The organism is Cryobacterium sp. Sr8, from assembly GCF_004403225.1.
Taxonomy (GTDB): domain Bacteria; phylum Actinomycetota; class Actinomycetes; order Actinomycetales; family Microbacteriaceae; genus Cryobacterium; species Cryobacterium psychrotolerans.
This window is the reverse complement of sequence record NZ_SOHO01000058.1, coordinates 1-15,195: the sequence shown is the minus strand read 5'-3', so window position 1 is coordinate 15,195 and position 15,195 is coordinate 1. Positions and strand designations below refer to the sequence as shown.

Below are 15,195 nucleotides of genomic sequence, written 5' to 3'. Positions count from 1 at the left end.
CCGGCGGCTGTCCGGTCCTGGGACGCGGCGCAGGGTGGCACCGGAGCGGTAGAACTCGAGCCGAAACATGGCGCCGGTCGTGCGCACCTCAAACTCGCCGCGAGTACCGGGCTCGATCCGCGTGAGCTCCGTCCGCACACCCCTGACCTTCATTGGTCATCGACCCTCCGCATGCCCACGATCGGACTGCTGCGCGAATACTGCTCGCCGTCGCCGCGCCAGCGATCACCGAGCTCGACAGGCTCCCCCACCCTGAAAGCCGGGAGGCTGTGAAATTCCACTGGGCGGTCGTCCAGCCACATGCTCTGGGCAGCGTCAGTCGGGAAACGCTGTACGAGCATCGGCCCGCCCGTGGACCAGGCCACGGTGTAGACCGTGCCGCTGGCGCAGACAATCTCGTACACACCATCGGGGTCGACACCGGGCGTCAGTATCTCGATTTCGGAGCTCATCATCACAGTCTCCGCGGTGCCACCGACAGAGCCGCGACAGTGTTCCGAACATCGGATCCGAGTTGCCCCGCGCGGGCGGGCGCGTGATGTCCCTTACGCGTTCGGCATACGGGCACCTGGCGGCTGGGCGTCATCGTCTGAACCACCGGGCGGCGTATCGACTGCCGATAGGCCGACCAGGGTCGTCTCCTCGTGGGAAGAGCCTCTGATCCGTCGAGTCGTTGAGCGGTGCGCCGGCCGAAGAGAGGACTACAAGACCTCTCGCGGGATCAGCCCGCGCAGAGCGTGTTCAGCGCCATGTACGAGGTCTGCATGTCGCTGGTCGCGGTGGTGAGTTCGGTCACCGCGCCCGTGTCCCCATCGACGTAAATCTTCGCGATCGCGTCACGCACGGCGGCGGTGTCTTCGTACACCGCGGTCGCGGCCGCCTTGACCTCCGGGGTGGTCACGGACTCCGAGACGGTGCGGAATGCATCGACGCTGGCGGTCCAGGCGTCAACGGCAGACTGCGGGTCGGAGGCCGCATTGGCGACCTCGGAGATCGTGGTAGCCGCTTCCTGCAACGGTCCAGCCATGCTCACGCAGGCTTCGGCGACCGTCTGCTCGGTGCTCGTGTCTTCGGCAGGAGCCGACGTGGCAGCCGGTTCGCTGGACGGGGCGTCGTCCGACCCTCCCGAGCAAGCGGTGAGCCCAAGTACTGCGACGACAGCGATGGTCAGAGCAACGATGCGACGGTTCATGCTGTGATTCCCCCAGAGTAGAGATGTGGATTACTACGCTCATCCTATGGCTCTCGGTGATCCCGCCTTCCACTTGTAGTCCCGCATCAAGCGCGATAAGTCGCAGCGTCTCCGCGCCACCACCGTCGCACGAGTGGAACTCAAGCCCAGGTATACGACAACCCGCGTGATTCGCCTGGCTATCAAAGATCAAGCAGTCCGGTAGAGAATCCGCTTTGCGGACAACTCCGATGTCCCGCTGAGGGTTGGTCTTATGCACCACCGATAGCCTGAACACGGCGAGCGACCGTTCAGCCAAGTTCCTCGCCGGCGCTATGCCTGGCCCGCATGTCCGGGAGAACCCCCTGCTTTTCGACGCAACACCGTTCCCGCGAAACGGTTCACTCCGCAATGGCTCCCCCGCCAGCCCGGTTCACATGGTCGTAGAGGGCGACAACCTGCCCGTGCTCGAGGCGCTTCGCGAAGATTTCCGCGCAGCGGTCGACGTGATCTTTCTCGATGGTCCGTACAACGGCCGGAGCCGACGACTTACCTACCGGGACAGCCACGCCGACTGGGCGGATGACCTTCGGATACGTCTGACGCTGGCTCGAGAGCTGCTCTCGAAACTCGGAGTGATTGTCCTGGCCGTTGACGACGCCGAGATCGGGCGGCTTCGTGTCCTTGCGGACAGTGTCTTCGGCAGCAGACAACACTTGACCACCCTCGTGCACCAAGGTGATGTGAGCTCCGGCCGTCGATTCACCGGCGGCGGCGTCGACTATATGGTCGTCTACGGCCGCTCGAAGCAAGCGATGATGGACGCGGATGTCCGCTGGCGAGAGCGCAAGCCGGGCGTTACGAAGGTCCTCTCGGCCGGAGCGAAGGCGTGGTCGAACGCTGACGGCTCAGCCGCAGAAGCCACCATTCTTCTGCGTGCGTGGTGGAAGGGGCGCAAGGCGAAGTTCTCCCCCGGCCTCCGCGAGTACACCCGCGTCGACGAGACTGGCCGCGTGTTCCGAATCGGGCCGCTCGGTGTGCCTCAGGGGCGGGGTTCTGGCCGCTACGACCTCTTTCACCCAGCCACAGGCCGCCCCGTTACGCCGCCGCCGGGTGATTGGGTCGCCCCGCCAGCAACCATGACTGCTTACATCGAGCAGGATCGAGTCCTCTTCGGGCCTGATGAAACCACCACTCCTTGGCGCAAGCTTTTCTTGGATGAGCAACTTGACCAGGTACCCGTCCCCAGCTTTTCGCAGACAAGGGCAGAGGGTACCAAGCTGCTGAACCGCATTTTTGACGGCGAGGCCCGGTTCTCGCACCCCAAGGACCCAAGTATCCTCGCCAGATGGTTCAAGGTGATGGCTGGACCTGACGCGACGTTCCTCGACTTCTACGCGGGCTCTGGCACAACCGCCGAGGCCGTCATGATGCTCAATGCCGAGGACGGCGGGACACGGCGATCAATCCTCGTTACCAACAACGAGGTGTCGGTTTCGGATCAGAAGACGCTCACCGCAGCTGGCCACGAACCGGGCGATGCAGAGTGGGAATCGAGAGGCGTGTTCCGTCGAGTGTGCCGACCGAGGATCGAGACCATCGTCACAGGTGTGCGCGAAGATGGTTCGGAGTACACAGGCCAGGTGTACGCCGAGAACGTCGACTTCTTCCGCGTCAAGTAGAGCGGCTCCGCCCGGCCCTGTCAGGCCCAGATCACGTGGCCGACCATGCCCGGCTCGGACGACGGGACGAAGGACAGAGGCCGAAGTCCACTGTCGATCAGGCCGTGCTCGACCACAGCCGTCACGGTGTCGATTGCTGATTCCCACAGTCCTTCAGCGAACTGGCGACGGTCCCGGCGAGGAGCTCAGCGATCCGGCGGCGACCCGCCTCGTCAGCGAACGGCCAGGGGGTGAACAGCGGATCTCCCCAGTCGGGCTCCGCACCCCGCTCGAGCAGTGAGCTCGCCACAGCAATGACGCCGCCGCGGGTGCGGACGTCTTCTACCGCTGCTTCCGTCGTTTTCATCCCAACCATGCGATCTGGCGTGCGCGGCACACCATTGTCGGCTGAGAAGTGATTCCAGGCCTTCTGACGCGCCTGGTCCAATGTGAGTAACCCGGCATCCAACTCGTCCTCCAACCAGTCCTCACTTCCATCGGCCAGAGGCAACGCCTCAACCCGATGCGCCTCGGCTGATACCTGAGGGTCATTGAGGCTCACCACGCGGTGACCTTCGTGAGGGACACCATGGGGATCCCCGACGAACCCGACCGGCCGCCACGCGAAACCGGCGGAGGGCAGTTGGGTCGTAGCCTCCCACCCGCTTCGCACGGAGCGCGCCAAGTCGTGCCACTCGTCGTCAGTCAGGTCACGCTCGAGAATTGACTGCTCAAGTCCGATTAGCTCGTCCAAGGCCGCCAGCGCCTGCAAATCTTCAGAGCGGGTGCCGGTTCTCCGGCTCATTTCGATCTCGATCGCCTGGGTGACGGCGTTGAGCAACACCGCTTCGGTCAGGCCCCCTGAGCCATTCCGGCCCAGAGCGTCGAGGATTGCATCCTGGGCGATGTCCTCTACATCCTGCGCATTGAGGTTGTGGGACTCGGCGGAGAGCCGCACCAGCGCTTGCGCCACCGAGATGGCTTCATTGTCGCTGAGCTGGGCTGCCGACGGAGTGTTCCGCAGTGCGGTGGGGGTTGTCTTGGTCATGCAGTACCTATGCGCGGCATTCTGGCCTGCACCGAGATTGGATTCGATCGCCGAGGTCCGCTCATGCAATTCCGAACAGTGTCCGTTGCCTGGGAAGCCAAGTTCAGCCGATTTCGTCTCGCACGGCCCATTTCCCGTAGACGCGCGGAAGACGCCGGAACTCGCGCCACAGCAGCCAATGAGTCGATATCTGGTGTGTCTGTCTTATGTCTGAAAGGAATAGAAGTAGTTAGGTAGGTAGTAGGCAGTCAATCTCTGTAAATGCTCTGTCAACGCTGTCCTGTGTCCGTTTGTCTCACTTGAGACTCAGACGGCCCGCAATGGATCGCGAGGCTTCCGGTCTCCTGCGACACGAAGGAGAGGAGGCGCGGCAACCGCTATGAGGAGTGGGCGTCCAGCTTTCACCTGGTTCCCCGAACAAGTGGCGGCGACCAACCTGCCGGACGGTGGGCCCTGAATCCGGCAGCCGTGGCGCGTCCTCGGCTTGTCGCGCAGGTTCACGGAAACGCCGATGCAACAGTTCGATCGTCCGAGATGCGCACCAGAAATCCGACCTGGACTGTCGCTACCAACGGCACCGGGACGCCAAAAACCCAGCCGACTGAAAATGCACGCATAGGGCACCCATGACCAACACCCAACCCATGTCCCCCAGCTGCCGAATCACCGACTCCGCTTCCACAACCCAGCCGCCCACCAGGCCCCCGCATAGGGACCCCATGACCAACACCCAGCCCACATCCCACAACACGGAGATCAGCGTCACCGACTCCAGAACCCAGCCGTCCACCAGACCCCCGCATAGGGACGTCATGACCACACCCACCTCACCCCCCAGCCACCCAACGGAAACCGCTGCCGCCGCCCAATGGCTGCCTTCCAACTACTCCCCCATCGTGACCGGGTCCGGCGCCATCAAGTTGGCAAGTTCAGCTGTCGCGCCTCTCGTGGCCGCCGCTCGCGGCTACGAGTCGGTGCACGCGGAACAGTCCAAGGACTTCGCCCAGCGATGGGGGCTGGGTGACGGCCGAACAAAGCCCGGCCGTCAGTTCCTCTCTATGTGTTCCAGTGGCGGAGACGTGCTCGTGATGCCCTGGTACTCCGCCGAGAACTTGGTGTCCACCGCAGATGCCTTTGTCGTTCCCGAGGTGTCCAGCGTGCAGGTGCGGCCGCGCTTCCCGCGTCTCAACGAGGCCACGGGGAAGCAGCGTAAGTACGAATTCCTGGTCGGCCAGGACACAGTCCTGGACTTCCACCCCGCTATGACCCGCGAGTGGATGCACAGCGCCCCCCGCACGTTGATCGCCGAGGGCCTGCTCAAGGGAGACTCAGCCCTCACCGCACAGATCCTGCTCCACGCGGCGAAGGAGGAGCTGGAACTGATTGACACAGACCGCATCCGTGTAAGCGCCATGCGGCGTCTCTCCGCGATCCTGGACAGAATCCCCCCGCACGAACGGGTGTCCATTCTGAGCGTTGCGGGCGTCGCCAACTGGCGATCAAACCCCGAGTGGCACACGCTGAGGTTCAAGGGGAGCCGCGTGCTCGTGTCCTTCGACGGAGACGTGGCCACAAACTGGAACGTCTGGGGAATGGCGCAGCAGATGTTCGACTTCATCGAGAACAAGCACGGATCCCCTCTCCTCGTGGATCTCTCCCGCAGCGCAGCCGCCGGCGCAGCGCTGGCTGAGAACCGATCAATGGGACTCGACGACTTCTTCTGCGCATTCGGCACATGGGCTGACCTGGGTGATCTGATCTCACCTGAACTGCCGCCCCGACCTGATAAACCTGACGATGCCCGAGAGGGAGAATGGCGTGTCGGACGCGACGGCACCTGCCTGGAACAGTGCGTAGCGATCAAGGATGAGGATGGGCGACAGCGCGGTGTGGAATGGCAGTTGAGGGAAGCCATTGGGGGGCGAATCGCCACCCTGGACGTCCAACGCACACCCACGCCCCAGGAGACTGTGGGTGAACCATTCGGTGCTGGAGCTGATCGCCAGCCTTCGATCTCACGCTGCGAGATCGAAATCGCCTGGATCGACGTCCACGGGAACAAAGCGTCCGGGGTAATCTCCGGCCCCACGAACATCCTCAACTACCAGCCCATCGACTGGATTCGCCACGGAGCCCACATTCCCGAATCGGTCCTGGCTTCCCCGGCGTGGCCACCGAGGAAGGGAGCAGACTGGCTCAAGGCCATGAAAGGCAGCGAGACACAGAGCACGAAATCACGCACGGTCTGGCAGGTCATGGGTTGGGTGCCAGTACCCGGCGACGAGGCCCGCGCCTTCATCGTGGGCGACCAGGTCGTCGCGTCGACACCGTCAGCGTCCGCCTCAGTAATCGCTGGCGTAACGGGCGCTGTCCTGGCGGGCGCCACGAAGTTCGGTGTGCACGACGTGTACGTTGGGCCGGAGTTCAGCGACCCGACCGGCAAATACAATCTCATGGACGACATCAGGACGGTACTTCGCGCGTACATCGACGACGGACCGTGGCTGGACAAGAAGATCGCGGCCACGGTTCTCGCAGCGGCTCTGCGTCCGACTGTTCCGCTGCACACGTCTGTGGCGATGTACTTTCACGGCGCGCCTCAGAAGGGGAAGTCCTGGACAGCCGAGCAGATAATGTCGTTCTGGCAGTCGCGTCCCGCTTCGTGGACGGAATTGCCCGGCAGCGCCGGCGACACGATGGCCTCTACGGAGACCGCGATCTCGAAGACACCCATCTGGGTTGCCGATGACCTCGCACCGAGTGTCAGCAGGCAGAAGGCAGACGCTGAGACAGCAAGCGTCGACCAGCTAATCCGCGCCGTTCACAACGGAACTGGGAAACGCCGGATGAACGCAGATATGACGTCAAAGCCGGTCGCGGAGCCCATTGCCCTTCTCATCGTCACCGCAGAGAACCTTCCGTCAATCGACTCAATTCGGCAGCGTCTTGTCACGATTGAATTCGCTGGCCTCAAGGCCGCGGCGAGAGACGAAGCCCAAGCCCTGGCGACGCGAACGACCACCGCAGCACGAGTGACCGCTGCAGTGCTCAGGATGATGATCCTCGAAGGAGAGCGTCGAGGATGGCGAAATATGATCGTCGAACTGACCGGCGACTTGGCTGCATCGGTCGATAACGCAGCGCTCATCCTCGAGAGGCGCGGCGTGGATCCAAGCAGAACCACGAGACCGGCTGAGCTTGCGGGAGACCTATGCCTGGGCCTCCTCGGGCTGGAGATCCTTCTCCGCGAGCTCGGCGAAGATGCCCTCGCAGACACGCTCACATTCGACGAGGGCGCCCTGTCAGCCCTCGTATGCGAGCAGGTCGCTCTCGACGTGACCACGAAGCCTCCAGCAGAGCCTGGGCAAGTTCTCATCGACTGCATTGCCAAGGCTCTGTCGTCGGGCCACGCCTATCTAGCCAATCTCGACGGCAGCCCGAACGCGCCACAAGTGCGGGGCATCGCTACGCACGACCTGGGCTGGCACCAGAAGGGCCAGCCGGAACCAATGGCCCAAGGACACTGCGTGGGCGAGATCAAGACCTTCGAGTCGAAAACAGGTGAGCAGATCGAGGTCATCTTGCTGGATCCCACCGAGGCATTCAACGTGGCACGTCGGTACTACCCCGATGAGATCAAACCCGGAACTCGCGGTGAAAGCTCGTGGAAGAGCGCCAAGCTGCTGAACCTCATGCACCCGCACTACGCGCACACGGTCGGGCTCAAGGTGCAGGTGAGGACCGGGGGCGATCGTAAGGCCAGCTGGTTCCCGGTCAACAAAGAAACGCTGTTCGGACTGACACCATCAGCCGAATAGGCGGCGCAGTCGCAGCGGACTCTTGAGCTGCACGAGGGGTCGGGGCGGCTGGCTGCGGCCGCGCCGCCCCCTCAGCCCACGCCAAGGAGCGTTCTGCAGGTCGAGATGGCATCGTGCCGGTCGGTGAGCACCGCGACCGAAGTGCGCGGCACGCTTCACCGAAGCAGCTTCGAGCACAGGCCGATAGGCCGCCACCGATCCACGGTGGCGGACGGCGGGACCGCAGGGGCCGTTGAATGAGGCGGTGCCCTACGCGCGACAGGCACAGCGCCCCGGACTTCGTCAGCGCGAAAGATCCTGGCCCGGAAGCCACGCCGGTCGACGCTGGCGCGTCTCCCTCTCGGAGCTGCGCTCCTCACCCGTCGCGCGACCGACCCTATGCGCAGTTCTTCTCGCCCGGAGCGCATCCTTCGGACGCCACCCGATCCCTCCCTACCGTTTCGCCGCGCGCAGGGGCCGGTATGTCGACGATCAGTCTCGCCGGCATGCCGTGCTCGCGTTGGCTGGCCGTCGTCACGGCTCCGATCTCGACACTGACCAGTGACGCGCTCAGGGGCATCGCGCAGAACCCGACCGGTTGGCGCGCACTCCGCAGGCACTGGACCACGATCGTGCCGACGACTCCTCCCGCGATGCCAAGTGCCAGAACCAGCACCACGGTCGAGAGAACCTGGTCCGCTTCGCCGCCCTCCGAGACCTCATGCTCGGGATCCACCTTGTGGAACTTCGTCTGCCCGCCGAGTTCGCTCGTCCCGTCGTCGAGGTATGCCCCGTAGTAAGCGCCGTCATCGCTTGCCGACGATGCCATGTGGGTGCCTTCGGGATGTACCGCCCTGCAGAAGTCGCCGTCCTGATTCATGCAGCTCCGTCGCTCCAACGCCTTGGCGCGATCCTGCCCTCGCCCTGAGTAGGGCCATATCTGCTTCGTGCTGCAGCGCAACTGGCGCGTCGAGGAGCGTTTCCGTTTCAGGCATCTGCCACGATAGATCCCATGAAGAAGCTCATCGCGCCCCTCGTCTTGGTTGCTGCTCTCGCCCTGACCGGTTGCGGCGGGACGGACACCGTCCCTGCCAGCACTGCCCCTGCTGCCAGTGCTGCGGCTAAGCCCGTCGAGGAAGCGCCCAAGGCCCCTGACCTGACGGGCGATTGGAAGCAGAGCAACTCGCTGAGCGAGACCGACTTCATGACGGCTACCATCGCCGACGGCATCATCAGCGTCGATTGGGAGCTGGGGAGCGAAGACATCACCGCCGTCTACTGGGTAGGCACGTTCGAGGCCCCGCCAGCTACGACCGAAACTCACACCTGGTCCTCGCAACGAGACGTTGCGGCGACCGACGCGGCCCTCCTGGCGTCCACCGACGCCACAAAAGATTTCACCTACAAGGACGGCCTCATCAGCTTCGCAGTGAGCATTCAAGGCGATTCTGCGACCGTGGAACTGAAGAACCAGCCGTAGCCTTTGCGCAGTCGGGCCCCGGCGCCAAGCGAGACTGCTTGGAACCGAGGCCCGATTTCACCCGCCCCACTCGCAGCTCGCCTTCGCCCCCGTTACCTTCTTCGTATCCCTTGATCGAGCACGCTTCCTGGGCGGCGCCCGCTGGCGCGGTCGCCAGCCGATAGGCCGATCCGGATACCAGGGTGGCGGAAGGGCAGGACCGCACGGGGCTGCCACTTGAGTTCACGGCAGAGCGGTCGTGTCTCCCGGTGGTCCTGTCGCCAATCCACTCGGTGGCGCCGGTCGACGCTGGCGCGTCTCCCTCTCGGAGCTGCGCTCCTCACCCGTCGCTGCGCGACCGTCCCTATGCGCGGTTCTTCTCGCCGGGCGCGAATCCTTCGGACGCCCCCTCGTCTCCTGCCCCACCGTTTCGTCACGCCCTGTGTCCGACACGTCGACGGTGCGTTTCGATGGCATGCCGTGCTCATGACGGCGCTGGGCGCTCGCTCAGTCAACGCCGTCGGTCCCGAAAGCAAGAGCCCCGTTTACAGGCTCGTCAATTCAGAGAATTTCGATTCCCACTGTGCAGTGCAGCGAACGGGAAGAACCAGGGTCGGCCACGTTGCTATCAACAAATCGCGATTCAGCCAGCGTTCCTGCTCCTCCCGAGTCCCAGTGCGGACCAGGGCTTGATACATCCGTTGAAGGTCGATGGGATCTGCCAGATCGACCGTCTTTTCCGGTCCCCAATAGATCGTCCTCGGGAGGTCAAGGACACCGGAAGATGGCCCTGCGAGCTCGTTGAGCGACCCAGGAACTTCATACTCGATCGCGTTGGCGTAGACGAACTTCTTCATGTCGCACCTCCCATATCCATTATCTCGCGGGGCCGAGTTCTACGCCTGCACAGCCCACGACGGACCAATCGCCATGCGAAATCTGTCGGCTATCTCACCTAAGGCGCAAGGCCGCATTGGTGGTCCCAAGGACGTGTCGAAGCCGGCACGGAATCGGGACGGATGCGGTGTCACGGTGTGGGACGGAACCGTGGGAACACCTGCGTCCCTCGACGTGCGGGACGCGGGACAGGAACGGCGCGCAGCGCGGCACGTCGCTCCTGCACGGAGGATGGTAGCTGGCAGGTCACGTACACACTGACTGTGGCCGGTTCGCGTAGTGGCGCCGGGACACGATGAGGGGCCAACTCCGCGGGTCGCGAACCGTCATCGACCCTGCGGCTCGCGGACTCGAATTCGGTGACTTCACAATGAGAGTTCCGCGGGCGCGAGGCGCCGCGGTCGACGCGGCATTCGAGGTGCGGGAGTCAGATCTTCACACCTCAGGACCCTGGTGCCTGCAGGAGTAAGCAGGGCTGCGCCGCGTCCCCCTTGGCTTCGGGGAAATTCGTCCGAATCCTGTGCAGCGATCTCAGCAGGACCGCCCGTATTCCGCCGCATCTTCTCAGGTGGACGGCGTCTCCCGATGCCGCGAAATCCGAGACGAAAAGAGCAGCAGTGTCCCCCGAAAAACTGACCCAAGAATCCGCGCGAAACGAAGGCGCAATTGCGCTGGCCACGCGCCGCTCCGCATGTCCCACTCCGGGCTTCACCGCCGCGGAGCGTCTGGACCCATTCTGGGACGGCTTGTGGGAACAGGGTTCCAGCGCCTCGTGGCTCAGTCTCGACCTCGCCGGACGGATGGAGCAGTCCGGACGCGGACGTGTCCCCGCGCACCTTGCGATTCCGGCCACGTCCCTGAGGGACTCCCTGCGGTCCGCCGCACGGTCCCAGCCTCGTCTCAATGCGATGTCGGTGATCGACTCATGGCGAACCGTCACCGGGGAGCAGCTCGCCGCCATCACCGGCGACACCGCCTCAGCCGGTGCGCGGAGCCGGACCATGGCCGAACTGTGGGCGGCGGGCATCGCTGACCAGGGCAGCTTGACCGGCGGGATGAGCGCAACCGGGAGCGATCGACGAACCCTGCTCTACCGGCCAAGCCGGACCAAGAATTTCGACCGTGACGTCTCCTCGCGGATCACGTACCCCGAGTGGATCTCGGTCACGGCTGGCCTGCCCTGGGCTTCAGGAGGCCAGTACGACCGGCACAACATCCTGGCCGCCGAGCTCGCGTTGCGCATCGCGGAGTACTGCGAGGCCGGCGCTGTTGTCGGAGAGAAGCTCTCAACCTGGGATCTGCTCGCTTACAGGGGCGCTGGTCAGGCGGCGCCACCCGCCGGCATGCAACGCGCCGCCGACGCCACGCTGATTCGCACAGACGGGGCCCGCATCGCAGTCGAGCTGACCGCGAGTATGACAGGGGCACTCGAGAAGAAGGTGCGCGCGTGGGCGGAGCTGCTCAACAGGACTCGCACCGCCGACACTGCGTTGGCCGCCGTAGTCTTCGTCGTCGCAACCCCGCCCGGCAAGAAACTCAACCGGGGCGAGGCAGTCGCGCGCGTGCGAACAGTGGTCCAGAAGGCCGCTCGTGACTATTCGGGCATCATCGGCGATCGCACCCAATCCCGGATGTTCGTCGTCAGCTGGGAAGACTGGTTCCCGAGCGCCCACCACGCGAGTCCGGAATTCTTCACCCTGGAGGCGTGGCGACCGTCCGGCGCACCCTTCTCCCCCACAACCCTGTGGGAAAAAGCGTCGCTGCTAGACGTTTTCGACACGCCGTTTGAACCTCTATACCCCGAGGACGCCCTCGCCGTCCTCGACAATCTCACCGGAGTCCGGTCCGTCCCGCGATGGCTCCGAACCGGGAACCCTCCACAACTCTGGCCGATGGCAATCAAGGCCCTGGGATTCACGACTATCCCAATCCCTGCACCTGAAGACCCTGAGCGGGAACGGGTGCTGCTCGGCGCGGCGCGAGGCGCCACGTCAACTGCGGGTGCCCCGAAAAGGCTCCGGTTCGGTGGGCCAGATGTCCCCCGCCTCCGCCCCTGACTGACCTAGGACTGGAGCCTCAATCAGGGGCTCCGAACGAGTCAGTGTTTGCTCGCTCGCCGAACAGGGACTCTCCGAGATTCGTCCTCTGATCCGATGAACCCACCTGGCCGTATATGCCGCGCATAGGGAATGGCAGGAGGGAGCGACTCGCTCTCCTTCGTTCAGCCAAGGTCTGGCGGTGCTTCTGTCATTGCCCTATGACGGCGGTTCTCGCACTCCACTACCGGCGCCGAATCGGACCCGGATCCACGGGGGTAGGCGGCCGCTACCCGAGATCAAAACCGAACCGAGCCGCGTTATGGCCCACCAGACGAAGAGGCCTGATCGCGAGCGGAGACAGAACCACGACCGAGGCTCAAGTCGGCGGCTCCCCGCATTCCACGGCGACGGTGACTTCGACGGCAACTTCGAGACGACGATCACTCACCAGGAGGCTCCTCCCGTGACTCGAGCGGGCGGAGCCGAAAGCGCACCGCCCGAAGAGTCGCCGAACGACTGCCCTGGTCCCTGGCAGCCATGTCCTGAGCGGTTACGCGATCCCAATTACCTTCCCCTCGAGGCCGGCTCCAAGCCACATCCCCAGAACTGGGGTCGGCACAGGTTCCTCGCGCAAGTGCACAGCGCGAGAGACTCTGATGAGTGGGAAAGAAAGGTCGATTGTGAGCAGAGAGAACAAACCGCGCGCGCGCGCCGTGTGGAACGAACGGGACCAGATGAACCGGCTGGCCGACGACCGCCGCTACCTCGGCGGGCCCCGATGATCGGGTTGACACCAGAGGTACAGAAGATCGAGCGGCGGATTCGCGAAGCGCCCGAGGTCAGAGACCTCGACCCCTTTGGCCAACTCAGGCGATATCAAGTGGCATCGATATTCGTCCTTATCGACCTCTTGACGGCGACAATTCATCCCGACCTCTTTGACAAGTTCCTCCGGCCACTCGAAACCGACGCTGAGCGCGGTGACGTCGGCGCGCGAGCGCAGTTGCGCTTGCTGAAGATTTGGACCGCGGGAACACACTCGACTGCCCTAGCGGCAAGTGACGCTGAGCTCTCCGGAATGCAGGCATCCGGGCGTGAACTACTTGGTCAACTCTTCCTTGTCGCAACGATGTCAGACGTGCAAACCAAAGAACCTCGATTCGCCACGTTGTACGAAACGCTGACGCGTCTGGACGCGGAGTACAACTTTCTGGCGGCCGCTTGCGTCGTGTATCTCGATACTGCCTTCCAAGACGCACAATCCGCCGCGGCCACGCGGGGTTCGGTCGGCGCACCGCAACCGGGCAAGAGCGCACCGGAACGAAGCACTAGCGGCGGCGGCGGTTGTTATATCGCGACGTCCGTATACGGGTCCTACGATTGCCCCCAGGTGTGGGCGCTTCGCAGGTGGAGAGACTCCGTGCTCTCCCCAACCTGGCACGGCAAGGCAGCCATCCGCCTCTACTACGCCGTCAGTCCTGGCCTGGTGCGCGCTGTAGGCCGCAGGGCATGGTTCGTGTTCATCACAAGAAAGCCTCTCGACCGGTTGGTTGCGCGACTGATTGAGCAAGGAGTCTCCGACGGCCCATACCAAGATCTGTAGCAGCACGCGCAAGGGCGGCCAGTCCGTCACCCGGAGTGTGAGCCGGGACGTCACGGCTTCATAAGTGGGCGTCGATGGCTCGGGCGAGGCCGGCAGTATAGAAGTGATCAAACGCTTGATCGAGGGGAATGCCCTCTTGGGCGGTGAGTGTGGCCGCTTCCACCATGGCCTGGTTGAGGATGAGCCCGGCGATCTGGCTGCCGAGCGCCACAGTGTTGATGCCGAGGGTGGTGGCGATCTGGGCGGCGCGGGCGGCGGCGGCAAGTTGCACGCCATGCTTGGCGGTGCCACGGATGATGAGGCCGGTGACAAAGAACACGGCGGCAAGAGCGTGCCAGGAGCCGTCGCCGCTGGTGGCTCCGAGGAGGAAGCCAGCCGGGGCGGTCCACATGAGTGCGGCTCCCCAGCCGCGCTGTGATTTGAGGCGGCGGCGGGCAGCTTCGAGGGAGGGGTTGGAGAGGCTCATCGGTGAGTCCTTTCAGATGCGGCGAGGGTGGCGGCACCGAATCCCCCATCTCATACTCACGAGGGTCAAAGCCGTTCCCGGTCAGGGTATTTCATTGACAAGGGCGCCCAGACACCGACTCGCGGAACATTCTCGAAGCTGCGGGCAAGGGATCCCGGCGCACCCATGACCGGGCCGGTCGTGCCCTTCGAAAGCCCTCTAGCCGCTGGACCATTCCAGTACGAGTCAGGTGCCGTCCGGGTCGATTCCGCAAGAATTTCGCCACCGCTCAGCCACTCCAAATGGTCTCGTTTCTGCGTGGGGTTAAGGCCGGGAACTAAGCGTCAAAAGTCCAAGTTCATCCGAGGCCGGTACCTGCGCTGGGAGTCCACTATGGGGAGGTAACGAGACGCGATCCCTGAACCCAGCGGGCGCAGAGCGCAGTAATTTCGGCCACACGGCACACAAGGACACGGGAACACCACGACTGATTCGGGTTCCCAGGAAGATCAGAAACTGTATGACTGGCACCTGGGACTGCGAATCCTCTTAGAGGCTGGTGCGCTGGAGCTGGAAAAGATGGCCCACCTAAACGAGGGAAGGAGGAAGTTACCGAAGTCGAGAACGGTCAGGCCCTCGCCGTTGATCACCCCGGACTCAACACCGCTTTTGAAATCTGGTGGAAAGCCCTGGGCAGATCCGTTTGTTCCGGATCGCGGTGTATCGAAGGAGTGCGACGGCTCCCCACCAGCTCTGACCGGAAACCAAGTTCGATAGCTCGCGTGACTGCGTGAGTCGGCGCGCGAGTGTGCAGTTAGCGGCACAATCGATCTCACGACCATCCCGGCCAGCTGTTGAAGAACCGGAATTGAATCGGTGACAGTTCTTTCTCCGCTACGGCAGCCTTTTCGCCACCGCGAATGAGGAGATCGGACAACGATTCGATGCGCTCACGGTGGGTCACGTCCCGCTGAGTGGTGGAGTTTCTCAACACCGTGCGGGTCAGTTGTTCTAGTTTAGGCGGCGGCGAGTTCGGGGAGGATCACCGCCTCATCGATGACCTCGACGGGGTTGT

The 15,195-nt window shown here is 63.8% G+C and carries 11 protein-coding genes; 5 read left to right on the top strand and 6 right to left on the bottom strand.

The features are described from left to right. Nucleotides 1–149: 149 nt before the first annotated feature. Nucleotides 150–452: a hypothetical protein gene (locus tag E3T54_RS11865; RefSeq protein ID WP_134475861.1), complete on the bottom strand. Its 303-nt coding sequence runs from the start codon at nt 450–452 to the stop codon at nt 150–152. Between the two features lie 269 nt (nt 453–721). Further along, entirely contained in the window at nt 722–1,192 is a 471-nt protein-coding gene (locus E3T54_RS11860) for a hypothetical protein (protein ID WP_134475860.1), read from the bottom strand. A 416-nt stretch (nt 1,193–1,608) separates the two neighbouring features. Between E3T54_RS11860 and E3T54_RS11855 the strand changes: the two genes are divergently transcribed. Continuing rightward, nucleotides 1,609–2,853, top strand: a complete 1,245-nt coding sequence (locus E3T54_RS11855) for a site-specific DNA-methyltransferase (RefSeq protein ID WP_166804909.1) — start codon at nt 1,609–1,611, stop codon at nt 2,851–2,853. Between the two features lie 121 nt (nt 2,854–2,974). On the opposite strand, the gene E3T54_RS11850 is transcribed toward E3T54_RS11855, so the two are convergent. After that, on the bottom strand, nt 2,975–3,880 hold the full coding sequence (locus E3T54_RS11850; RefSeq protein WP_134475858.1) for a hypothetical protein: 906 nt from the start codon (nt 3,878–3,880) through the stop codon (nt 2,975–2,977). Between the two features lie 896 nt (nt 3,881–4,776). Here E3T54_RS11850 and E3T54_RS11845 point away from each other — a divergent pair. After that, nucleotides 4,777–7,698 (top strand): hypothetical protein, encoded by a 2,922-nt coding sequence (locus tag E3T54_RS11845; RefSeq protein ID WP_134475857.1) that lies wholly within the window; start codon nt 4,777–4,779, stop codon nt 7,696–7,698. Nucleotides 7,699–8,074: 376 nt separating this feature from the next. Here the strand turns inward: E3T54_RS11845 and E3T54_RS11840 are convergent, their stop codons facing one another. Beyond that, nucleotides 8,075–8,557: a hypothetical protein gene (locus tag E3T54_RS11840; protein ID WP_134475856.1), complete on the bottom strand. Its 483-nt coding sequence runs from the start codon at nt 8,555–8,557 to the stop codon at nt 8,075–8,077. Between the two features lie 132 nt (nt 8,558–8,689). Here E3T54_RS11840 and E3T54_RS11835 point away from each other — a divergent pair, with 132 nt between their 5' ends. Next, complete coding sequence (locus tag E3T54_RS11835; RefSeq protein ID WP_134475855.1) at nt 8,690–9,157, top strand: hypothetical protein; 468 nt, start codon at nt 8,690–8,692, stop codon at nt 9,155–9,157. Nucleotides 9,158–9,681: 524 nt separating this feature from the next. On the opposite strand, the gene E3T54_RS11830 is transcribed toward E3T54_RS11835, so the two are convergent. Then, entirely contained in the window at nt 9,682–9,993 is a 312-nt protein-coding gene (locus E3T54_RS11830) for a hypothetical protein (protein WP_134475854.1), read from the bottom strand. A gap of 954 nt (nt 9,994–10,947) precedes the next feature. On the opposite strand from E3T54_RS11830, the gene E3T54_RS11825 reads away from it, so the two are divergent. After that, nucleotides 10,948–12,090, top strand: a complete 1,143-nt coding sequence (locus tag E3T54_RS11825; RefSeq protein WP_134475853.1) for a hypothetical protein — start codon at nt 10,948–10,950, stop codon at nt 12,088–12,090. Nucleotides 12,091–12,850: 760 nt separating this feature from the next. Next, nucleotides 12,851–13,675, top strand: coding sequence for a CFI-box-CTERM domain-containing protein (locus tag E3T54_RS11820; protein WP_134475852.1), 825 nt, complete (start codon nt 12,851–12,853; stop codon nt 13,673–13,675). 58 nt (nt 13,676–13,733) lie between these two features. Here E3T54_RS11820 and E3T54_RS11815 read toward each other — a convergent pair whose 3' ends face one another. Then, nucleotides 13,734–14,141, bottom strand: a complete 408-nt coding sequence (locus E3T54_RS11815; RefSeq protein ID WP_134475851.1) for a hypothetical protein — start codon at nt 14,139–14,141, stop codon at nt 13,734–13,736. Nucleotides 14,142–15,195: the final 1,054 nt, after the last annotated feature.

What these genes read in the sequence shown, in the direction of transcription:
- E3T54_RS11865 (WP_134475861.1), bottom strand. Translation starts at nt 452, where the DNA reads ATGAGCTCCGAAATCGAGATACTGACGCCCGGTGTCGACCCCGATGGT.
- E3T54_RS11855 (WP_166804909.1), top strand. Translation starts at nt 1,609, where the DNA reads ATGGTCGTAGAGGGCGACAACCTGCCCGTGCTCGAGGCGCTTCGCGAA.
- E3T54_RS11830 (WP_134475854.1), bottom strand. Translation starts at nt 9,993, where the DNA reads ATGAAGAAGTTCGTCTACGCCAACGCGATCGAGTATGAAGTTCCTGGG.
- E3T54_RS11850 (WP_134475858.1), bottom strand. Translation starts at nt 3,880, where the DNA reads ATGACCAAGACAACCCCCACCGCACTGCGGAACACTCCGTCGGCAGCC.
- E3T54_RS11860 (WP_134475860.1), bottom strand. Translation starts at nt 1,192, where the DNA reads ATGAACCGTCGCATCGTTGCTCTGACCATCGCTGTCGTCGCAGTACTT.
- E3T54_RS11815 (WP_134475851.1), bottom strand. Translation starts at nt 14,141, where the DNA reads ATGAGCCTCTCCAACCCCTCCCTCGAAGCTGCCCGCCGCCGCCTCAAA.
- E3T54_RS11835 (WP_134475855.1), top strand. Translation starts at nt 8,690, where the DNA reads ATGAAGAAGCTCATCGCGCCCCTCGTCTTGGTTGCTGCTCTCGCCCTG.
- E3T54_RS11840 (WP_134475856.1), bottom strand. Translation starts at nt 8,557, where the DNA reads ATGAATCAGGACGGCGACTTCTGCAGGGCGGTACATCCCGAAGGCACC.
- E3T54_RS11820 (WP_134475852.1), top strand. Translation starts at nt 12,851, where the DNA reads ATGATCGGGTTGACACCAGAGGTACAGAAGATCGAGCGGCGGATTCGC.